At 44.6% G+C, this 20,975-nt stretch carries 17 protein-coding genes; 5 read left to right on the forward strand and 12 right to left on the reverse strand.

What is annotated here, in order from left to right; all coding sequences use genetic code 11:
• Window position 1: 1 nt before the first annotated feature.
• From QE390_RS20620 to QE390_RS20660, 9 genes are read right to left on the reverse strand one after another with little or no spacing between them, the layout of a single operon-like run.
• On the reverse strand, window positions 2-1,432 hold the full coding sequence (locus QE390_RS20620) for a C1 family peptidase (RefSeq protein WP_307143615.1): 1,431 nt from the start codon (window positions 1,430-1,432) through the stop codon (window positions 2-4).
• A gap of 12 nt (window positions 1,433-1,444) precedes the next feature.
• On the reverse strand, window positions 1,445-1,978 hold the full coding sequence (locus QE390_RS20625) for a hypothetical protein (RefSeq protein WP_307143616.1): 534 nt from the start codon (window positions 1,976-1,978) through the stop codon (window positions 1,445-1,447).
• Window positions 1,978-2,940 carry a hypothetical protein gene (locus QE390_RS20630; RefSeq protein WP_307143617.1) on the reverse strand — a complete coding sequence of 321 codons (963 nt, stop codon included), beginning with the start codon at window positions 2,938-2,940 and terminating at the stop codon, window positions 1,978-1,980. The genes QE390_RS20625 and QE390_RS20630 overlap by 1 nt, the downstream gene beginning before the upstream one ends.
• A complete protein-coding gene (locus QE390_RS20635) occupies window positions 2,937-3,782 on the reverse strand; it encodes a hypothetical protein (RefSeq protein WP_307143618.1) in 846 nt (281 codons plus the stop codon). The genes QE390_RS20630 and QE390_RS20635 overlap by 4 nt, the downstream gene beginning before the upstream one ends.
• Window positions 3,783-4,406 (reverse strand): hypothetical protein, encoded by a 624-nt coding sequence (locus QE390_RS20640; RefSeq protein WP_307143619.1) that lies wholly within the window; start codon window positions 4,404-4,406, stop codon window positions 3,783-3,785. It lies immediately after the preceding gene.
• A gap of 59 nt (window positions 4,407-4,465) precedes the next feature.
• Window positions 4,466-5,575, reverse strand: a complete 1,110-nt coding sequence (locus QE390_RS20645; RefSeq protein WP_307143620.1) for a caspase family protein — start codon at window positions 5,573-5,575, stop codon at window positions 4,466-4,468.
• Entirely contained in the window at window positions 5,572-6,672 is a 1,101-nt protein-coding gene (locus QE390_RS20650) for a caspase family protein (protein WP_307143621.1), read from the reverse strand. The genes QE390_RS20645 and QE390_RS20650 overlap by 4 nt, the downstream gene beginning before the upstream one ends.
• 4 nt (window positions 6,673-6,676) lie before the next feature.
• Window positions 6,677-7,438 carry a hypothetical protein gene (locus tag QE390_RS20655; protein ID WP_307143622.1) on the reverse strand — a complete coding sequence of 254 codons (762 nt, stop codon included), beginning with the start codon at window positions 7,436-7,438 and terminating at the stop codon, window positions 6,677-6,679.
• Window positions 7,439-7,443: 5 nt separating this feature from the next.
• Window positions 7,444-8,802: a LamG-like jellyroll fold domain-containing protein gene (locus QE390_RS20660; protein ID WP_307143623.1), complete on the reverse strand. Its 1,359-nt coding sequence runs from the start codon at window positions 8,800-8,802 to the stop codon at window positions 7,444-7,446.
• Between the two features lie 399 nt (window positions 8,803-9,201).
• Here QE390_RS20660 and QE390_RS20665 point away from each other — a divergent pair, with 399 nt between their 5' ends.
• The 5 genes from QE390_RS20665 to QE390_RS20685 all read left to right on the forward strand — a co-directional run bounded on the left by QE390_RS20665 (window position 9,202) and on the right by QE390_RS20685 (window position 14,556).
• Window positions 9,202-9,549 carry a hypothetical protein gene (locus QE390_RS20665; RefSeq protein WP_307143624.1) on the forward strand — a complete coding sequence of 116 codons (348 nt, stop codon included), beginning with the start codon at window positions 9,202-9,204 and terminating at the stop codon, window positions 9,547-9,549.
• Window positions 9,550-9,636: 87 nt separating this feature from the next.
• Window positions 9,637-10,320 (forward strand): SOS response-associated peptidase family protein, encoded by a 684-nt coding sequence (locus QE390_RS20670; protein WP_307143625.1) that lies wholly within the window; start codon window positions 9,637-9,639, stop codon window positions 10,318-10,320.
• 279 nt (window positions 10,321-10,599) lie between these two features.
• Window positions 10,600-11,550, forward strand: a complete 951-nt coding sequence (locus tag QE390_RS20675) for a ParA family protein (protein WP_307143626.1) — start codon at window positions 10,600-10,602, stop codon at window positions 11,548-11,550.
• A gap of 10 nt (window positions 11,551-11,560) precedes the next feature.
• On the forward strand, window positions 11,561-12,523 hold the full coding sequence (locus QE390_RS20680; RefSeq protein WP_307143627.1) for a hypothetical protein: 963 nt from the start codon (window positions 11,561-11,563) through the stop codon (window positions 12,521-12,523).
• Between the two features lie 1,127 nt (window positions 12,524-13,650).
• The gene (locus QE390_RS20685) at window positions 13,651-14,556 is read left to right on the forward strand and encodes a replication initiation protein (protein ID WP_307143628.1); all 906 of its coding nucleotides are present in this window, start codon (window positions 13,651-13,653) and stop codon (window positions 14,554-14,556) included.
• 167 nt (window positions 14,557-14,723) lie between these two features.
• Here the strand turns inward: QE390_RS20685 and QE390_RS20690 are convergent, their stop codons facing one another.
• Genes QE390_RS20690 through QE390_RS20700 form a run of 3 tightly spaced genes read right to left on the reverse strand, consistent with a single transcriptional unit; the run spans window position 14,724 to window position 20,975 of the window.
• Window positions 14,724-16,154 (reverse strand): rubredoxin, encoded by a 1,431-nt coding sequence (locus tag QE390_RS20690; RefSeq protein ID WP_307143629.1) that lies wholly within the window; start codon window positions 16,152-16,154, stop codon window positions 14,724-14,726.
• 3 nt (window positions 16,155-16,157) lie between these two features.
• Window positions 16,158-19,649, reverse strand: coding sequence for a nitrate reductase (locus tag QE390_RS20695; protein WP_307143630.1), 3,492 nt, complete (start codon window positions 19,647-19,649; stop codon window positions 16,158-16,160).
• Between the two features lie 21 nt (window positions 19,650-19,670).
• Window positions 19,671-20,975 (reverse strand): NarK family nitrate/nitrite MFS transporter, encoded by a 1,305-nt coding sequence (locus QE390_RS20700; protein WP_307143631.1) that lies wholly within the window; start codon window positions 20,973-20,975, stop codon window positions 19,671-19,673.

Raw genomic sequence — 20,975 nt, forward strand, 5'->3', positions numbered from 1 at the left:
CTTACTTATGGTCAATAGCCACAATCAGAGGAACAACCGAACCATTTGTCTTTCCGGTTACTTCAAAGCTCGGCTGGTTTTCGGCATATGAAACCTGCGAAGGTGCAATTAATTCTCCCTTCAAAGCAATCGATAATCGATGGGACAAATTCCCGGTGCTTTGCTGCATTTGCTTTAATACTTTCTTGAAATCCAGCGGTTTTTTCGAGAAAAGTACAATCAGATAATCCGTTCCTTTGGTACCATCGAGAGTGATTGACTTCGTGCCTGAAGGATAAGCTACCGTATTGTCTGGACCTAAGAGAGGGCTAATATCAGGAGCATAAGGAAATAAGGCATTCATTTTGGCACTTTTATCCGTTCCGATCATGTACACATAAGCCGCTTCACTGGTCGTTAACAAAGCCTTAAAAGCCGTTCCGGCGGGGTAACTACTGGCGAGTTGATATACGGTAAGTTCGGCTGGTTTATCATCCATCACCACCAGTCCTTTTTGGAGCGTCTGTTTAGACCGCATCAGACTGCCTTCCCGCAGTTGAAGATCCAGTTTTCCCTTTAAACTAGTAGAGGTTACATTGGGTAGAGGAGTCTTGAAATCAGGAAAAGCCTGGTAAGCATTTCGGGTATAAGCGGCCAAATCTTTGTAACGAACCCAGCAATATCCATTTTCTGCCCATTGGTCTCCCCAGCTATTGGCAATTCGAAAAGCTCCGCCAAATTTCGCATCATCGTAACCAATCACACACATGGCATGGCCGCTTTCATTTTGCGGCGTTTTTTCGTCACCGGGAGCGGGTTCCCACACGTGCTGAATCGCAAAAAAGGATATGGGTGTTCGCATACCAATTACCACGGGGTACCCTTCATTCAAAGCTTTCTTCAGACTTTTGATTTTAAAATCTACCGGAGCCAGCGGGCCAAACAGACGGATGGCATCCCCAATTTTATGCGGAGCAGCCTGAGCGTCTATCGTTCTATCGGCGTCACGGCAATTGGGGTACGGGAAGACTTGGTAATACGGAGCTCCCAGGTGTTGAAGCGTATATAAGGCATCTATTATCGACCCACCCTCCTGGCAAGTAATGTCTGAAGTCATTTTGATCTTTTCGTAAGTATAACTGGGCGAAAAGGCCAGTGCATGATTAGACTCCTGTTTCAGTCGAATTTTCTCAAGTATCGTCCGCATGTAATAGGTAGTCGCAAAGCCAACGCAAGTGCCATATTCCCCTTGATCCATGATAGGCGGGCAATAAGCTTCGTAAGAAATACTTTTTGCCAGATTATCATAGCTTCCTTTCGTTAATACCGCCTTCATTGGCATTCTTTCGTAAGCTTCATCATTAAAAACCAGCCCGCGTTGGTAGGTTTTTTGAGCCATTAAGGAAGGGATACTCAGGATAAAAATCAGTAGTAGAATACAGCTTTTTTGCATAAAAAACATTAATTAAGGATGGGGCTTGGCCGACAGGCGACTAGGGACTTCAACGAGTCGGAGTTCGTAAATCTGCCAGTAGTCCGTGGCGGCAGGAATTTGAGTTAAGGGAATGGTTACTTTCGAAATACTCTTCGTGACGGGTAAATGATTTTCAAAGTTTTGAACATCAAAATAAATCGATGCCTGACTGCTGTACTCGCCTTCTTTTATTTTCTTAATATTTTGAAAATGAATCACTTTCACCGACTGCATCTCGTACCTGATCCCTGCCGGGCGACTACCCAAAAAGGTGGCAGCCGGAATCCATTTTTCCGTTTTATTCGCCCTAATTAATACGACATAGCCGGAAGGAGCAAACCACTGTTCGCACTTTTTCTGCCACTGCTGGGAGGTCGTGCCTTTCGCCACTGTCGGATTATTTACCAGGCTCATTACGGAATCAACTTTTACATCGATGGGCGAATGAATGACTTCTTTTTGCTGACTTGTTGAGCAAAAAGGACTAAGGCAAAATAACCAGATGAGTAGCGTACGAACAAGCATCACAAGAGGAAAGCTAAATGCGTTAATTGAATTTTTTCCTGGAAAGGTGGCTCCGCAGGAAGTGTATTCATTTGCCTGTCCTGATAGTTAACCTTTCCATCCATCCATACCGAAATACCTTTTAAGGTTATCACATCGGCTTGCCAGTTTCCACTTCGATCTTGAAAAAAGTTGCCCTGATACACCAGGTCAAAGCCTTCCACACGACAGGCGGCGGCTTGTTCGGCGGTTAGATTGAGTTGGGAAATTTCCCGCAGAGATAAGCTGGAGCCGCTTGTTTTTTTACAGACAAACACCTTAGCGTCCAAAGTAACGTAACTCTGAAGTTTTTCCAATAGTTGCTCTCGAACGGTTGCTGGCGTTTTCTCGTACATTAACTGTATCAGACTACTTTGAAGAAATTGATTAAGGTCCAGTAATTGCTGGGCATTTAAGGGCGTCTCTTTCATCCCACGACCCGTACCTGTCATTTTTTCAATTTGCCAGTGAGGGATCCCCTGCCGCTCTGCGGAGAGTAGAATTTCCTGTTCTTCCTGGTAATAATGCCTTTGGTGCGTTTTGAGGGACAAGCCGTGCAGAACAACCGGAATCGTCACCTTCGCCCAAATCTGGTTTTTGTCTTGCGTTAGTTCTTCGAAATGGCAATGGGCCGTATCAAGCTTATAGGTAAACCCCTCCCAGAAAAAAGAAGGTAACGCCTGCATCCAATCGTGAACGCTTATTTGTGAACGCGAGACCCGATACAAAGCCGTGGGTAATAACATAGCCGGAATGCGAAGCGTGTCATTCGCAAAGAACCGCTTCGCATTCATTACTTCGCTCTCCTGTTTGCACTGACTCAATCGATTAACCTGTTGCTGGTATTCCAGCAAAAAGGCTTTTACCTGACGCTCCGATGACTGAGCCCACACCAAAGGCATTGTCAACATGCTCAGGATCAATAGTGTTAAGGTGCTTTTCATTTATTACTTTGTTGAAGGAAAACGAGCAAAGCCTGAGGTAAGGTCTTTACATCATTGATTAAGTCATGAATAAGCCAGCCAGAATTTTCACTTTCCCGGTTCAACTGACGCAATTCCAGATACCATCCTAACTGCGTATCCAGCCAGAGTTTTGTTTCGAGGGAATGAATGATCTGCAATTTCCCTTCCTTAATCTGTTGATTCATCGCTAGTAGATCCGGGTTAGTGCGAGCCGATGCCGCCCAAAACGGACTGATCTCTTTTCGGAATAATCCTGGTAAAGCCATGAAATTCAGTTCCTGAGCATTGGGAGGAATAAACTGACTTGAATCTGCTTTCTCTTCCAGACTATAGCTACTATCGAGCGGCGGGAAAGCTTCGGTTCCGATCAGTTGCCAGGACCAGTTATTACTGATTTTTTGCTTTTTTAAGTAGACTTTCAGTGTTCGGTTCTCGCCCTTGTTCAGGGTTTCCAGCAGCACTTCTGCGTATAAATGTTCCTGCGGATTCGCTATTTTTTCTGCCCCAATCTGATCTATAAAACGCTGTAAATCATCTCCTGATAGGTGGGTATTTTCAGTATTAATCAGCTCTCTTAGTCGAGCCGACCGGGCAATCTCGGCTACGGGATATTCTTCGGAAGCCGTTGTATCATTCAGTTTTTTCAGAAAATCGCTTACCAGATGTAAACGGGTTTTCATGTAACCTTCGGCGGGCAATCGCTGAAACCTTACCCGTGCCCCTCCGGCTTGCGTAGATTCCTGAAGAAACAGTGAATCCGCTTCCTGAGCCTGGGTGGTAATGGAAAAAAGTAACAGCCCAAAGCATACGTATTTCCACATCTACAAGGCTGACTTTTTAGGCTGCACCTCTGCTACCCGAATATTACCGAGCAAAACGGTCCAGCGGTGTTCTTCATAAAAAGGGTCCCGCCGATTTCTCAGATCTACGTCCAGGTGCTTGATGGTTTTGTCCTCGTAAGCAATTTTCCCATCCTTGCCTTTTCCTTTAAAGTGCTGAAAATACGTAGCAGTAGTTACATAACCCGTCTGCGTTTTTTCCCAGTCGCCCACCATTGCCAAATCGTAAAAGGTAATGGAAACGTCGAAATATTTTTTCTCCAGATTTTTCAGCCGACGTAAGTAAATCGACAGCGGATATTCCTGAATTAAGGTCTGTTTCTTCACCGTTCCTACTTGCATGGCTGCTCCGGGAAGAAATAGCTTCTCCGCATTTTCAATGGCCAGTTCCCGCACCTCATCCGACTGCGTAGGATCAGAGATAATAGCAAGGTAGCGTTGAAATTCGGTTACTTTTTGCTGGGTAAGGGTTTGAAAATCGCGGAGTTTTTCTTCGGTTAATAGGTCATCTTCCACCACCAGATTTTTATCAACCTGCGTAGGCTGAGCATGGCTGGACATTGCGATGCCTAACAAACTAAAAACAAGTAAAATGTACGTTTTCATAAAGTGTGGGGTAACTCATTTTCAATTACCTATACCTAAACCAGCCAATGGTTATCATTTTATTCCCAAATTTCCTGAATGGCGGCCCGCTCGTAATGTTTTCCGTCGGCAGCAACGGTCGATAAGCGTTCGATAATATTAATTCGCTGAATTTTTCCAGCGTTGAGATACAGACGTTTTACTACCTGCTCGATGGGCTGCACTTCGCCAAGCGTAGTATTAACGTAAATGTCAATTCGTGCTTTCTTCACAAAAAATTCGTGAAGCTTACCCAACAGAGCCTGACGTTCTGACTCCGAAAGATTCTGATCCGAAAGAGCATTCAGGTAACGATTCATGCGTTCGAAGTCCAGCTCTCTCACTACCACAGGCTCCTGCCCCTTAAGCTTAATTTCATAAAGGGAAACTTTGTCTTTCGTAGCCGAATGTTGCTCCAATCGGTGTTGCGTATCCTTGAGTAAGGTTTCCCAGGTAATGTCCCGGTTATAGCGGCTGGCCAGCTCCAGAGCTTCGTCAAATACCCGGGTATAATAGCTGCCTGAGTCGGGATGTGCAAAAGAGTTTTGGGGTGGCTTACTGCTGGTAATCAGGACATCACCAGACGTTTCCAGAAATAATTTTCGGTAAGCTGCATTCAGAGAATCATTCGTCAGGGTTAACTCGCCGATGGCGGGTTTACGTCCAATCATTCCCCGGGTATTATGAGAAATCTGATTACAGCAATCGCCCAGCGTGATGCACAAACGAGCGTTTTTCTTCTTCAGAATCGCATGAATATCCCGCAGAGCCGGATTGTCTTTGAGTTGATTTTCGTCCTTTTGGATGTGCAAAATGGGGAAGACATCTTGCCGCCCGCTCAGGTTATACCCATGCCCCGTGTAATAAAAGAAGACTACGTCCTGCGACTCTACCTGAAGCTTATCCAATACCTGGGCTAGCTGTTGGGTCGTAAATAAATCCCTTGAAATGGTTTGGTCATTCAACCGATACGACATCGCTGAAGCAGCCTGAGCCAACTGCCGGTGCATGACTTCCAGATCCCGCTCGCAGGCCGTTGCAAGGGACTCATCTTTTGTATCGGCTACAAAGACGGCGTGCAGGGTTTGTGCCTGAATTGTTTGAGCTATACACCAGAAAAGAAGTAGAAATAGGCGTTTCGAACGGATCATTTCAGCGAAGGATTGAACATGAATTGTGTACGAAAAGTCCCCTCAGGATAAGGCGTTTGCGGCGTATTCCGATCCGCAAGGCCTTTATCAATGCGACGCATTAATTCGTAAATATCAATGTCTGGCGTTTGAATGTGACGCACGAGTTCGCCCGTGAACAGCCCGTTCGATCCTTCGGCATTATCAATCGCCGTTTTACCGGGTTCGGTGGCGTAGATAATCATGGTTCCCACGGGTGGATTGATATTGGTATGCACTGCTCCTTCTACCCCACGCGTCCAGGAACGATAGGGATTGTTGCGACAGGCATCCCAAAGCACCAGATTAGAACCATTGGGATTTTTCTCCTTCATTCGATCCACCAGCCGGGATAAAGCAAAACACTCATATTCTACGTCTGACTCGCTGCCGATGTGAACATTGGTCGGAACGATGTAATTCTCGCGTTTGACCATCAAACCGTGTCCGGCGTAGAAGAAAAGACTAATGGTTTTGTCGGATAATTTTTCGGTGTAGGCATCAATGCCACTTTTGAGCTCTCTCAGGTTCTTATTCTCCAGAATGGTTACTTCGTAGCCCAGTTTTTTCAAATGACTTTCCAAAGCCCGTCCGTCATTTAGCGGGTTTTTCAAAGGCACCGGATACGCACTATTCGCCAGAATCAAAGCCGACCGGGGAATGATCGTAGCTCCGATTTTGTAGGTAATGTAATGCGATTCGCTCGTGGTGGTCCCGCCCTTATTTACGGCGACAAAATGTAGTTCGTTATTGCCTTCCACGAGGGTCAGCTCATGCGTAATTTCCTGTCCGCAAGTAGTTGACTTGCGAAAGCCCCTCTCCACTCCCCCAATGGTCTTCCCATTCAAAACGAAATGATAATTCGTCAACTCTGCGGAAGACTGTACGCAAACCTTAGCTTTAAAAACGGGCTGATTAACCGTTAACTCAGGAGCGGATGGACTCTGCCAGACGATGGATGGTTTTACTAGTTTAATATCGGGTTTTTCCCAACCCGTTGAGAAATTTTTGGTCGTTTGAGAATAACCGAAGAAGGGCAAAGCTGCCAGGAGCACACTAAAAAATAAAGCTTTTTTCATACGCTTAGAAGTTCAGTTGGTAGGCTAAAGCAGGAGTATTACCGATATAATGGAGGGAAATGCGAGGTTGGGAACGTTTGATTCGGGCGTTTTTACTGCCTTTGATGACACTGTAAATGACATCAGCGGCCATGATTAAACCGGCTCCCTGCAAAGCGTAATAAAAATTCTGCCGATGCTTATTGGCCTGCTGATAAAATGGTTCTGCTTCCGCTGGCAGGTAATCGTACTGCGAGCTATTATAAATGGCATACTGCTCGTTTGCTTTCTTGCGTTCCATCAAACCATAGGCAAGCAAACCAATGTAGGAAATGGAGATTAAGGGACGAAGGCCGATTTTACGGTTTACCAGCATATTACCCACGCCGGGTAAGACCACCGAAGCTAGAGCACTGACCGGGCCCGCTCCTGTGTTAGGCTTGATTGCAGAGTTAAAAACCTGGATATGAACCCGAATTTGCTCGTCGTCTATCTTGATACCATCCAGAGCATAATCCCAGTAGATGACCTTGTTCGTACCCGACGTAATGCCTTTCCCCACCTCCCCGGTTATTGTTTTGACGGGCAAATAACCTTTACTTTTGCTTTCCACCTGAACGTAAATCGAATCTTGGGGATTTGCTTTTTCCAGATCATAAGTAATCTTCATTCGATCGGTGTTATAATCCGTTCGAATATTGGAAACCACCGTCTGGGCCTGACTTGAACCAACAAAAGCCAGAAAAATCAAGCTACTGAACAGGCACTTGTATAGAAAATGTAACATGGGGATTATAAGTTATAAAGTGCCTTAATTTGCTCTTCAGTAAGAGCAATATTATAAACGCGGAATTCGTCCATCAAACCTTTAAAGTTATTAGGATACGCCCTTGTCTGTGCTCCTAAAATGATGTCTCCTCCAGGGCAGTTTGCAATACCTGTACTCGCAAATGTAGTATCCTGTTGCTTGGCACCATTAATATATAATTCCCCTTTATTACCGTTAAATACAATAGCCACATGGCACCAGTTAGTAGTCAGGCTATAATTGTTTTTATGCAAAGGCTGCCATGCATTTTCACAACTCCCCTGCCGAAGATCTGCTTTTACACTAATGCCATATTGAGTAGTCCAATCTAGCGAAGCAGAATATTGTTTGTAACCATCCGTCTCATAATCAGCCTTATACAAAAGATGCATGAATCTATTGGACGAGTTAGGAACATTGTCTGTTTTAAACCAGAAAGCAATAGACGCTACAGAAGAACGTAATGAAGCATTATCGGCTATCTTAATGTAATTGGTTCCATCAAACCGAAAGGCTGATGAAGTCTTCCCTCTACGGTCTGCATCGAAACTTTTACTGGAATTAGGTATTACCTCTCCATGGTTATTATTACTAGGGCTGTTATCCCAAGTATCATTATCAAAGTCCAAATAAGCTACCAACCCGCTCGTAATATCAGGCGTTGTCTTGAAGGTCAATACTCCTTCACCTTCTGGATAGTATTTACCGCCTGCAGTGACAGCAAATGCTCTGTAGTAATAGGTAGTATTGGGTTGAAGATTGTCTAATTGCTGTGTTAAAGCACTATTTACGTCAGGAACGTTAGAAAAGTACTTAACTGTTGCGTTATCTACAGTTGGAGTAACATTGCTATTAGTTGTGTAACAGATCCCATATTGAAGAACTGATGGATTGCCTAAACTAGTAAACCTAACTCCAGCAATAGCACTATTAGAAGTTATACTACTAGCCAAAACAGTTGTTAGTACTGGTATGGCCGTTACCGTAACGGTTGCCGTCTTTACTAAAGTCTTTGTGCATTTGTCCGTAAGGGTTACTGTGATGGTGTAAGTTCCAGCTTTGGAATAGGTATGCGTTTGCGTTGAATTTAAACTGGTCTGCTTGGCCGTGCCATCGCCAAAATCCCATTCAATGGAAGCTAATGTTTCAGTTAAGGAATTTAAATTGACCGATACAGTCAATCCATTAGCCGAATATCCGATTTCAGTAGCTAATGTTTCACAAGGCGTAAACTGACGCTTAGGATAGTCATCAGGGCGGCAGCTTAAAACGCTAAGGCAGGAGAAAAAAAGAAACGTAAGATTCCACAAAGAAACCCTACTTTGGAGTAAAGGTAGATTCATAAATTACTGATTCAGGCGGGGGGAACTATCCGTGATTATACTTAAATAACTTATGTAAATTTAATAAGGAAAATAACAATCACCTAACGTTAATTTTTGCCCAAGAAGATATCCAATAGCCGGATCGTTTCATAAGTAAACGTTTACAGATACAAACATTAAATGTAATTTAATCCTGAAAAAATCTTACTATCAATAATAATAAATACCTGTAAATCAAATCATTAATAGCAAATTATTTGTTTACGTATACTATCAATAGATTTCAACTTAATAAGAGATTGTAATTACGGGAAAATACGCTATCTATGATTATTAATACCTACAGTCTAAAAGTCGTTTTTAAATGATTTTATTTTTATAATTTTGATTGAATTTATGTAATTTGATTTACTCGCTATGAATGAAGCTTTTGATATACTTTATTACTTCACTAACCAAGCCATCAGCATCATCGAAGTTAAAAGGACAGATTTAGCCAATGCTACAGACAAGAGTCAAGTTTATTTCTGGTTGAAGTGGGAACATGGAAGGGACGAGATAAGCCGTCTGAACTTCGTTTCCATGCAGGTTTCCAGTGATTCTGAAGAGCGAGTATTTGAAGAAGGCTTGCTCCATTTTAATACGGAACAAGCTTTATATACGGATCTGGATACGTTCGACACGGAAACACTGCAAACGCAACGACCAGACCTGATTCCTGAATCTTTTCAGTCCATCCTTACCCATTATTTTCAATCTCAATAAGCGGTGAACTGGGCATGAGCTTTTTAATCCCATACCTTTGCGAATACCCTCGCGATTTATTTCAGGTACCAGGCAGCATCTATTTCCATGTACATCGGGCTCGGCATTGGCAAAAAACTTAAGGATATTCAGCAACGGTTTAATGTTGAAAAAGTAACTTCTCAGACAAGAAAGTACTTGCCTGTCACACAGGCAGATGCTGAAGCATTACCCTACTGGCCCATTATTACTAGTCAAAGCCCCACTGAACTTCAACAGTTTAGGTGGGGCCTGTTAAGTACAACTACCAAGCCTGAACAAGTAGAGTCTACCCCCCTGCGTCGGTTGCATGTACTTAGCCAGGATCTTGCGTTAAAAGCCTACGCACGTGAACCATTTCAGAATGGACAACGGGCACTAGTCCTGGCGGATCGTTTTTTTGTGCATCGAAAAGAAGGAAAAAACCAGGTACTTTATCAGCTATCGTTACGTTATAATCAGCTTTTTGCTTTGGCTGGTATCTACGAAACCTGGCAACACGAAGATCAGGTTATCCCGACTTTTACCTTAATCACTACACCCGGAAATTCACTACTTAAATTCATTAATAATGTTACGGGCTTGATGCCTGTCATTATTGATCCTGAACACGAATCACTCTGGTTATCCGATCGGCCCTCTGATGATCCGGCTATTACTTCGCTTTTACAGCCATTCGATGAAAAGCAGATGAAAGCCCTCCGTCTTACCCACACAGATCAATTATCCTTGTTTGAGCCTTCTCCATTTTAAAAGTTGTGTTTTGATCGGTGAAAACTATTTCTAAAATCGATCACTCATACATAACTGATAATAAGCCATTTATCAAAACACAACTTATTGAATATAGGTTAATAAGTTGTGTTTTGATTGGTGAACCTATGCTTATATAGAAAAGTAGCTCAGTGCTTTAATGGTTGATACTTTTCTAAGCCGTTCAAAAAAAGTTTACATTTTCTAAGATCAGAAAGTCCATATATTAGGACAAATGATATTTATTTGTCCTAATATTATTCCAATACACTTTGACTTATGCTGACGCACGAAGAAGCTCTTTCATTCTTTCGCCGAAAACCAGCCCTTTCGGTTTCTGCTATAGAAAAACAGGCGGGCCTTCCTTCCGGTACCCTGGCTAAGGCCATCTCTGGAGATCGTACACTTAATGATAAACACTTAGCGGCATTGTATCCTGTTCTACTGGAGTACGGCTACGCGGAACTGTCTGACCGAAAAGCCCGTATTATCTCGGTAGTGAATCACAAAGGAGGGGTTGGGAAAACCACGACGACTCTTAATCTCGGAAAAGCTCTGGCTCTGGCGGGATATCGAATTCTGCTGGTAGACATGGATTCCCAGGGAAACCTAACCCAGTCGCTCGGCTTGGATGAGCTTGACAAACAGGTAGTTCATGCCTTACTGAAAAATGAACCGCTACCCATTGTGAACGTAGGTGAAAATCTGGATTTAGCTCCGAGCGATTTAGAACTGGCCTACGCTGATCTGGAATTAGTGCAGGCCGTCGGTGGCGTTAATCAGCTTAAAAATGCACTGGCTCCCGTTCGTGGTAACTACGATTATATCCTGATTGACTGTCCTCCAGCCCTGAACATTTTCACGAACTCCTCTTTAGTAGCCTCGCACAGTTGTCTGGTTACTCTTCAACCGGAGGCTTCTTCCATGAAAGGGGTTAATCATTTGTTTGATCGAATCGCTCAGGTTCGTGATCGGATCAATTACGAGCTGAAAGTGGAGGGCATTTTATTGACTATGGTCGATAAACGCCTGAATGTGCATCGGGACATGATTCAGAATATTCACGAAGCCTTGAGTAATTTCCGCATTTTCAAAACGGAGATTCGAACCAATGTTGCTTTGAAGGAATCACAGGTAGCTCAGTTGGACATATTTACCTATCAGAAAGACTCCAATGGAGCCGTGGATTATAAGAACCTTGCTACTGAATTTATCCAATCCAGAACTTAAGCCTTGACCTATGAAAAAATACCAGATTGGTTTAAACGATAAGAAAATTATCAAGGATCAGAGTCTGTTGCGGCATGAGGAAATAAAAAATCGCATTCAGATTCTTCCCGAACTAGAAGCCTTCATTCCACCCCTGCAACCGGAAGAGTTTGCTCAGTTGGAGGCGAATATAAGGAAAGAAGGATGTAGGGAAGCTCTTCTGGTTTGGGAAACAACAGAGGCTATAGCCAAAGGCACCGACGTTGCAGAAGCCGCTTACATTTTGATTGACGGACACAATCGCTATTCCATTTGTACCGCCAATCACATAGACTATAAGATTCATCTGGTTCAGTTTTCAACCAAGGAAGCAGTTTTTGCTTTTATGATTGAAAATCAGCTAGGTAGACGAAACCTAACGCCGGAACAAGCCTCGTATTTACGCGGGTTACGATACAGAACCGAACGGCTGGAAAAGGGTAAATACGAACGAAGTAGTCATAAAGGACAAAATGACCTTTATGAAAATTTGTCGGATGAAAACCATAAGGGACATTTTGACCCTTATGAATTTGAAGAGCATAAAGGACAAAATGTCCCTTATGAAAAAATGAATACTTCAGAACGGCTGGCCGAGCGTTTCAATGTTAGTGAAAAGACCATTAAACGTGACGCTGAATTTTCAAAGGGTGTAGATAAACTGAGTCCTGAATTAAAGAAGGAAGTGCTGAGCGGAAAGGTAAAAGTTAGCAAAGGTGATATGCAACAATTAGCAACTTTGCCGGTAGAGGATTTGCCTTCCATGGATGCGGTTCAGCAAGTGTTGAGAAAACCAGCTGTGGAGAATTCAGAGGATCATGAAACCGCATCAGCGGAAGAAGTGAAGAATCAGTTGCGGAAAAAATTGAGTCAGTTAATGAAAGTGGAAGTTGCTTCGGACGAGTTACTGAATGCTATTATCAAATTGGCTCGCCAACTTAAGACGTTGAAGTAAAATCCAGGAGTAATTAGTAAATAAAGGGGTAATACTGTTTTAATCAGTGTTACCCCTTTTATTATGGCTATTATCGTATATGTCTTATTATCAATTACTTAATTTAGTTCAATAAGCTATGATTAGTTAATAAGTTGTGTTTTGATCGGTGAAATTAGTAGTGGGTAAAATATACCAGTAGAGATATGCCATGGGTGATTTCATTACAATTATGAATAAGTTGTGTTTTAATTGGTGAAACTAGTATGTATTTGATTATCAATAGAATAGATGTAGCTATTGGTCTCTACTGTTTAGTTGAGCCGCTTAAATAAGTTGTGTTTTGATCGGTCAACTGAAGGGTTGTACTCTTTGAACAACCAAGAAGCCCCTTGATTTAATAGAATAAGTTGTGTTTTAATTGGTGGAGGAGAATATATACTCCTCTTTGCTTTAGCTAATAAATGAAGGTAAACCGTATCAAACATGATTAATTGAAGAGAATAAGTTGTGTTTTGATCGGTGAAAACGGATGAAATGGAAGCTTTGGCGAGTGGTAGAGTGGACGAAAGAATGAGAAGAGCCTAGTTTTTCGCATTTTGAGCCCTTCTGAGCGACTTTATTAGTAAATCTGGGTGATTATACTTATCCATCGTTTTTGAAAGTCTAGATAAAGCTTAGAAACGAATCGTGTAAAGAGAGATGTTTTAAAACTAATTATTTAGTTCACGGCCTACTCTATTTTACCTTTATCCCCCCGCTTTGTTTTTTGATTTTTTCATTGATTACTTTTTACCCTTTCTATAAAAAAGAGCGGGGGAAATTTAATGCAAGCTCTCGTCTTGTAGGCAAGTAATCAAGAGTTTGGGTATTTCAAATACTCTTGTTATACTCTTGAAGGGAAAAAAATATAAATTAACAGGCTATCAATCAGCGATTTACCCTGTGGATAACTTTTAAAAGTTGTGTTTTGATCGGTAAAAAGTTGTGTTTTGATCGGTCAGATGAGGCTAATAAGTTGTGTTTTGATCGGTGAAATAGGGTTTAAAAGTTGTGTTTTGATCGGTAAAAAGTTGTGTTTTGAATTTTAATGTACAACTAATTGCAATTCTTTTCTATATTTGGCTAAGTGTCAGCAACCTATGGATATGAAAAAGCAGATCGAACTATACCAGGACAACTTCATTACCGAAGCTCGTTATGAAATGTCTGAAACCGAGCGGAACATTTTGTATATGGTCATTTCTCAGGTACGCCCGGACGATCCGCTGAACAAAGTATATCAGGTGTCCATCAAGGAAATTGCTTCGATCATGGGGAGTGAGGAACTGTATTACGATGCCTACAAAAAAGCTACCGCCAAGATCGTTACGCGTCTGGTGGAAGGATACCTGCCCAATGGCGATTTTCTGCAAACGACTTTTGCCGCTTCTGCCACCTACAAAAAGGGCACCGGAATTATTGAAATTGAATTATCTCGGAAGATTCGCCCGTTTTACGTTGAGTTAAAGGAAAAGTTCACCAAAATCCAGCTTCAGGCAGCCATGGCTTTACAATCCATTCACGCCAAACGGATTTATGAACTACTCTGCATGTACAAGAACATGAAGAACAAAACCTTTACCCGTAGTGTCGTAGAACTGAAATCCATGCTGGCCATCATTGATCCGAAAACAGGAAAAGATAAATATCCCAAATGGACGCACTTTAACCGCGAAGTGCTGGAGATTGCCATGCGGGAAATTAATGGCAATACGGACTTAACCTTCACGTATACACCTGTTTATGGGGAAAAAGAGGGGAGGGGACGCAAGCCCGTTGAGAACGTTGTTTTTGAAGTTTCCTATGCGAATAAATCGACGGCAGTGGACGTAACGCCCATCATGGATCGACTCATTAACCGATTCAAGCTGCGGCAGGATCAGGCCGAAGAAATTCTGGAATCCTTCAGCATTGAACGCATCAATAAGACCCTTTACGACATTGAGGTAAGGGCGGCTAATAATGAAATCAAGAATATTGGAAGTTATACCGCCAAAACCTTTGGCGTTTAAAGAGACTGTTTAAAAATAGATTTAAAAAATGTTACGTCTCCACTGGTGCGAGATACCCTCTTGTTCCTACAATCAGGCAGGTTCTACCTGCCTGATTCCAAGCCTGTCAGTCCTAGAAAAGAGGAAGAACGCATTCAGTGCTTCGATTCTAAAATGTTAGACCGCTTTTAAGCTTCCTGCAACATTCGTATCAAATCGCTCTTGGGAGCCTCGCAAGTGGGGCAGCGATAACTTTCCGGTAACTTCTGAAATGTGGTATGGGCTGCAATCGACTGGGTTTCATCGCCATAACGTTCATCGTAGCGGGTCAGACAGTGCGGGCATTCATAGACTTCAGTCGTTGGCGAAGCAAAAAGTTCTTCTTCTACCAGGGGCAAGGCTTCTGTCGTACGCAGGATTCGCTGGGCACTAAACGTCCGACAAATTCGCTCCACCTGAAGCGGAACGTGCATTTTAAGCAAGCCCTTTTCAACTTTTCGAAAGATGCGACTGTTGGGATTATACTGCTCTGCTACGTATAGATCATAACGTTTCCCAAGGCTAATAAATCCCCATTGAATCCAGGGCCTTTGCCGGATTAATACCGAGCCGAAAACCTCTGATTTAGGCTGTGTCTGGATACCGAAACATAACCCAAACGTGCGGGTGTCTTCCCGGTTAAAATGCTGAATGACGTATTGTTTCAGACTGGCCCCTTCTGCCGAATGATCTTCCGTTTGCCAGGCCAGTTCATGCGAAGCATGACGAACGCTGATGTTATGTTTACCGAGCAGGTAGGACCAATGCATTCGGTCTTTTTCCTGAATGTTTTTGATGATGAGTGACTTCCAGGGAGTGCTGCAAATTTCTCCAATTCTGGTTTTCAGGCATAACTCGCAAACCTCTACCAAAAAAGAAATACTAAACCATTCCTCGCGGCGGTAAAGCCCCAGCCAGGTTCGGGTACCGTAGCGGTTGAACCCTTCGTAATAAGGGAGCGAAAAGTCGGGAAGTTCGACTTCCTGAAGAGAGGGCTGAGCAATGAAATGGGTTTGTTGAAGCGATTCTAACCAGTGGGTAGTTGATTGGTTCAGTAACGCTTCGAGAGTATAAACAAAACGTCCTAACTCGCTGCTGTAGAGTAACTGAGGAAAACGGATTAACTGATTACTTTTCGGTAAACGGATATACACATGCCAGAAATGCGGCTCATGAGAAGCAATAAAATTGACGTGACCCGTAAAAAACGGCGTAAAGCTCTGCCCGGAATCCGAAAGATTAACCTTAAGCTGAGAGGGTTTTTCAAACTGATCCAGAATAAAATGATACTCGCTTTCCCGTAACCAGTCACCGCTGCGAAAGACATCTTCACCGCAATAAGAGCTAATCAGGTTAGGGTAGAGGTCGGTATTAACTTCGTAAGAAATAGCTTCCTGCGTGAGTGATTTTTGCAGGCTGGGAAGTTCTTCGTAATGTACCGTCATTAACAACTGCTGACGAGCTCCGAAACGCACCTTGCGAATGCCCGAAGCATAAGCTAGCTTCAAAATCCGAAGTAAATTCCCCGGTGAATAAATGCCCGCCGGAGCGTTGATTTTCAGGATATAATAATCTCTCATGGCTTAAGCAGTGATCAGCATTTGCTGTAGTATATTCTTGACTTCAGGACGGCATGAACCGCATCCCGTTCCTGCTCCGGTTTGCTGACAAAGTTTTTGAAAATCAGTGCATCCAGAGTTAATGGCTTTCTTCAAATTGCCTTCACCCACGCTGTTGCAGGAGCACACCAGCTTGCCTTCGAGCGGATCGGCTTTCTGACTGGAACGGAGTAATTGCAGACGCTTTTCGGAAAGCTCTGTTTTGTTAGCAATGAGTTCTCTGAATTCCAGAAATTCGTTTTTATCACCGATGAGAATGGCTCCGACAAGTCGATCATGATGGACGATGCATTTTTTGTAATAACGCTTGGCTTTGTCAACAAAAACGATCTCTTCATACGTAGAATCCGGGGCTTCGGCTAACCCCATGCTGCATAAATGCAACCCTTCCATTTTTAGAATGTTCATGGACAAGCTGCCGCGATAGGGCTGGGATATATCCCCGAAAATGTAGCGGGCAATGGCTTCGGCTTGCTGTTCGGCGGCCCGGGTAATTCCCCACATTTGCCCTTGCCACTGAGCAATCTCTCCCGCCGCAAAAATGGCTGGATCAGAGGTTTGCAGGTAATCATTCACAAGGACGCCGCGACCACAATCCAGTCCCGAAGCCCGAGCTAATTCCAGGTTAGGAGTTGTGCCAATGGCTAATACAATGGCCTGGCAATCAATCTTTTTCCCGGATTTTAACTGAATGCCCTCCAACTGGGTTAACCCCAGGTAAGTTTGAACTTCTTCGTTAAAGTAAATGTCAATGCCCCGTTCCCGAAGATCCTGATAGAGCATCTCCCCGGCTAAAGGGTCCAACTGGCGTTCCATGAAACGGCCAGAACGCTGAATCACCGTTACCAGCAGGCCCATGTGGCGTAAGGAGGCCGCTAATTCCAGACCTAATAACCCGCCGCCCACCACCACAATCCGGGCATTAGGCTGCTTGAGGTAGGGTTGTAAAGTATCGGCATCCATGCGGGAACGCAGATTAAAGATGCCGGGTAGATTAGGAACACCTTTGGGACGGAAAGAGCGACTGCCCATACCCAAAATCAGTTTGTCGTAGGAATGCTCCCGGCCCAGACTGTCGGTAACTATCCGATGGGTGCGATCAATGTGTTCAATACTGATGCCGCTATGAACGATAATACCCTGAGCTTCGAATTCTTCGGGGCTTAGTTTGACTAACTGCGACCAGTTTTGAGCTCCGCTGATGTAGTCAGGGAGTAATACCCGGTTATAAAAAGGATGTTCTTCTTTTGAGAAAACGTGAATTTCATCGTCCTGATTTAAAGCCCGGTAAGACTGAACAAAACCCAGCCCAGCCGAACCCGCTCCGATGATGATAATCTTTTCGCGGGGCTTTGCATAAGCCTTCACCTCAACTGCTGAAAACTTAAAATCAGGTTCTTTAGAGATCGGGTCGATCAGGGTATGCGTGAGGTTATTCGCCCGATTGAGCGTTGACTCAAGAATTTTTCCCCAGTGCATGGGTAGAAAACAAACGCCGGGGCGAACGTCTTCGCTGAGTTGAGCTTTAACCCGAACCTCGCCGCGTCGGCTGCTTACGGTAACTAACTGACCATCCCCGACAGCACGCTGAAGGGCATCCTGAGGGTGGATTTGTAATAAAGCTTGTGGAATGTGCTGATTCAGCTTAGCCACCCGACCCGTTTTGGTCATGGTGTGCCACTGATCGCGGATGCGGCCCGTAGTTAATATCAGTGGAAAATCTTCATCCAGTGGTTCCGAGGCATTCCCATCGGGAACGGCCCGAATCTGAGCCTTCTGGTTAGGCGTATAAAAACGGTGATCCGAGAATAAGCGTTGGGTAGAGCTCTGGGCTTGAGTTGAATACGGCCATTGAATACTTCGTTCCTGTTGGAGTAACGGATAGGTAACCCCGGTAATATCCACGTTCGTTCCGGCGGTTAAGCGAGCGTATTCGGCGTAGACCTCGGAAGCGTGCTGGTAATTGAAAGCATCGTGGAATCCCATTTTCTGAGCAAAACGCCAGATGATTTCGACATCGGGCAGGGTTTCGCCGGGAGCTTCCAGAATTTTAGGTAAATAGGTAATCCGCCGTTCGGCGTTGGTCATGGTTCCTTCTTTCTCCAGCCATCCCGACGCCGGTAAAACAACGTCGGCAAAAGCGACGGTATCGGATCGATTGGAAATATCCTGAACAACCACAAAACGAGCTTTTTTCAAAGCAGACTCTATGGCATTCATGTCCGGCATACTCACCATTGGATTGGTATTGATAATCCAGACGGCTTTCAGTCGATCTTCTTCCAGAGCTTTAAACAATTCCGTAGCCGTTAATCCGGGCTTATCAGAAATGGAAACGGGCGATTGCCAGAAAGCTTCGACTTCTGCCCGGTGTTGGGCATTGGTAACTTCCCGGTGAGCGGGGAGGGCATTGGCTAGGCCGCCCACTTCCCGGCCACCCATCGCGTTAGGTTGACCCGTAAGTGAAAAGGGGCCATTTCCGGGTTTGCCAATACGTCCGGTAATCAAATGTAAGTTAATCAGGGACAGGTTTTTGTTTACTCCGACGACCGACTGATTCATTCCCATCGTCCAGAGGGAGAGAAACCCCTTGGATGTACCAATCCATTCGGCAGCCTGACGAATGTCCTCCGTGGAAAGGCCGCATAGTTCAGCAGATTCTTCCAGGCTTCTCTGAAAAACCAGTTCGCGATACGCCTGAAAGCCGTCCGTGTGATCCAGCACAAAGCTGGTATCGAGGTAATCCCGTTCAATCAAAAGCCGACCGATGGCGTGGTTTAGCACAATGTCCGTTCCGGGATGGAGGGGCAAGTGCAAATCCGCCGAACGGGCCGTATCGGTTTTTCGGGGATCAATGCAGATAATCTTTACATGCGGATTAGCGGCCTTATGGGCTTCAATCCGTCGCCACAAAATGGGATGACACCAGGCCGGATTCGCCCCCTGCACGTAAAATACATCCGCTTCTTCGATGTCATCGTAACAAATGGGAACGGAATCTTCTCCCAGACTAAGCTTATAGCCTGCCACCGCCGAACTCATGCAAAGCCGGGAATTGGTATCAATATTGTTCGAACCAATAAAGCCTTTGATGAGCTTGTTAACCAGATAATACTCTTCAGTAAGGCACTGACCCGAGACATAAAAAGCCACGGAGTCAGGGCCGTACTTTTCAATGAAAGTTTTGAAAACCGCTGCGGTACGTTCCAGAGCCGTGTCCCAGCTCACGCGTTGCATCGGAGCCGAACGGCCATACCTCATCTGAGGATACAGCAAGCGGTCGGACTGATCCATCACGGTATAATGCAGGTTCATGCCTTTGGAGCATAACATCCCGCGATTGGAAGGATGCTGCGGGTCGCCCTGCACGGATAAGTCACCCGTAGCTTCTTTTTTGACGACAATGCCGCAACCTACACCGCAATAACAACACGTGGTTTGATGGGTCGTACTCATAGGAATGGCAACTTTTAAAACTTATTCAGCAGACTGTAAAGAAGGGGCAAGAGCCGACGCGGATTCTTCGGTTACCGAAGCCTTGGCAAAATTGATCAGGAACAGTAAACCGCCCGTCAGAGCTACGCCGATACCGATGTAGAAAAAGGCCTGAGCGTAACTAATGTTCTGAGACTTGAAGAGAAATCCCATAAGCATACCGCCAATATTGCCACCCGCACCCACAATACCCGAGATAATACCCAGGGCTTTGGGGTTGACAAAAGGTACAATTGCGTAAGTGCTACCGTTGGCCATTTTCAGAAACAAGGCAAACGAAAGCATAGAGACGATAGCCATTGTCAGACTTCCGGCCTGAGCGAATAACAGGATGCCTAATCCTTCCAGCACCAGCAAGCCGGCCAGTAATACGCCTTTGCCCCGCATGCCGTAGGTTTTACCCACTTTATCCGCCAGAACACCGCCCATAGCCCGGGCAAAGAGATTCATAAAGCCAAACAGCATGGCCCAAAATCCTGCTTCGGTTTCGGGAAGTTTGTAGTTATCAAAGAAATACAACGCCGCTACACCGTCAAAGGTAATCTCCATGCCAAAGCAGCAGGCGTAGGCCAGAGCCAACGCCCAAACCCGAACATCCGCACTTGCTTGACCCCAGCTTACGGTGGATTTCACTTTCTGACGATCGATGTCCTCGAAGTTACCTTCGGGTGTATCCGTCGTGTAGCGGTAATATAGAAAAGCCATCACTAGCATCATCACTCCCGGTACAACCATTGCTAACCGCCAGGCGTCTGATTTAATGAAACCGAAACCCATAATTGTGGTCATAATCAGGGGCATGGCTAACTGCGTAACGCCACCACCCAAGTTACCCCAACCTCCGGCTACGGCATTGGCCGTTCCTTTGATTTGTGGAGCAAACATCATGGAGGTGTGAAACTGAGTAATCACGAACGAAGCCCCAATCACACCAATGGCTAATCGAAAGAGGAGAAAGGTAAGGTAGTCGTGAGCCAGACCTACCAACATAACGGGTAAGGAACCAATGACGAGTAAGGCCGTATAGGTTTTACGTGGCCCCCAGGTATCGCAAAGTTTACCAATGATTAAACGGGCAAAAATGGTGGCCGAAACCGCCGCAATAATGGTGTTACCTACCTGTGCTTTACTCAGGCCCAGGTCGGCCCGAATGGCAGGCATCAGAGGAGCCAGACCGAACCAGCCGAAGAAACACACAAAGAAGGTCATCCAGGTCAGGTGGAACGTACGCATCTGCACGCCACGGAACTGAAACAAAGGCAGGGATTGTAAAGGCGTATTTGGCAT

It is taken from the genome of Siphonobacter sp. SORGH_AS_1065 (assembly GCF_030818595.1).
Taxonomy (GTDB): domain Bacteria; phylum Bacteroidota; class Bacteroidia; order Cytophagales; family Spirosomataceae; genus Siphonobacter.

Excerpts from the sequence above, each read along its gene's own strand:
- QE390_RS20620 (WP_307143615.1), bottom strand. The coding sequence starts at position 1,432 with ATGCAAAAAAGCTGTATTCTACTACTGATTTTTATCCTGAGTATCCCT.
- QE390_RS20625 (WP_307143616.1), bottom strand. The coding sequence starts at position 1,978 with ATGCTTGTTCGTACGCTACTCATCTGGTTATTTTGCCTTAGTCCTTTT.
- QE390_RS20630 (WP_307143617.1), bottom strand. The coding sequence starts at position 2,940 with ATGAAAAGCACCTTAACACTATTGATCCTGAGCATGTTGACAATGCCT.
- QE390_RS20635 (WP_307143618.1), bottom strand. The coding sequence starts at position 3,782 with ATGTGGAAATACGTATGCTTTGGGCTGTTACTTTTTTCCATTACCACC.
- QE390_RS20640 (WP_307143619.1), bottom strand. The coding sequence starts at position 4,406 with ATGAAAACGTACATTTTACTTGTTTTTAGTTTGTTAGGCATCGCAATG.
- QE390_RS20645 (WP_307143620.1), bottom strand. The coding sequence starts at position 5,575 with ATGATCCGTTCGAAACGCCTATTTCTACTTCTTTTCTGGTGTATAGCT.
- QE390_RS20650 (WP_307143621.1), bottom strand. The coding sequence starts at position 6,672 with ATGAAAAAAGCTTTATTTTTTAGTGTGCTCCTGGCAGCTTTGCCCTTC.
- QE390_RS20655 (WP_307143622.1), bottom strand. The coding sequence starts at position 7,438 with ATGTTACATTTTCTATACAAGTGCCTGTTCAGTAGCTTGATTTTTCTG.
- QE390_RS20660 (WP_307143623.1), bottom strand. The coding sequence starts at position 8,802 with ATGAATCTACCTTTACTCCAAAGTAGGGTTTCTTTGTGGAATCTTACG.
- QE390_RS20665 (WP_307143624.1), top strand. The coding sequence starts at position 9,202 with ATGAATGAAGCTTTTGATATACTTTATTACTTCACTAACCAAGCCATC.
- QE390_RS20670 (WP_307143625.1), top strand. The coding sequence starts at position 9,637 with ATGTACATCGGGCTCGGCATTGGCAAAAAACTTAAGGATATTCAGCAA.
- QE390_RS20675 (WP_307143626.1), top strand. The coding sequence starts at position 10,600 with ATGCTGACGCACGAAGAAGCTCTTTCATTCTTTCGCCGAAAACCAGCC.
- QE390_RS20680 (WP_307143627.1), top strand. The coding sequence starts at position 11,561 with ATGAAAAAATACCAGATTGGTTTAAACGATAAGAAAATTATCAAGGAT.
- QE390_RS20685 (WP_307143628.1), top strand. The coding sequence starts at position 13,651 with ATGAAAAAGCAGATCGAACTATACCAGGACAACTTCATTACCGAAGCT.
- QE390_RS20690 (WP_307143629.1), bottom strand. The coding sequence starts at position 16,154 with ATGAGAGATTATTATATCCTGAAAATCAACGCTCCGGCGGGCATTTAT.
- QE390_RS20695 (WP_307143630.1), bottom strand. The coding sequence starts at position 19,649 with ATGAGTACGACCCATCAAACCACGTGTTGTTATTGCGGTGTAGGTTGC.
- QE390_RS20700 (WP_307143631.1), bottom strand. The coding sequence starts at position 20,975 with ATGCCAAATACGCCTTTACAATCCCTGCCTTTGTTTCAGTTCCGTGGC.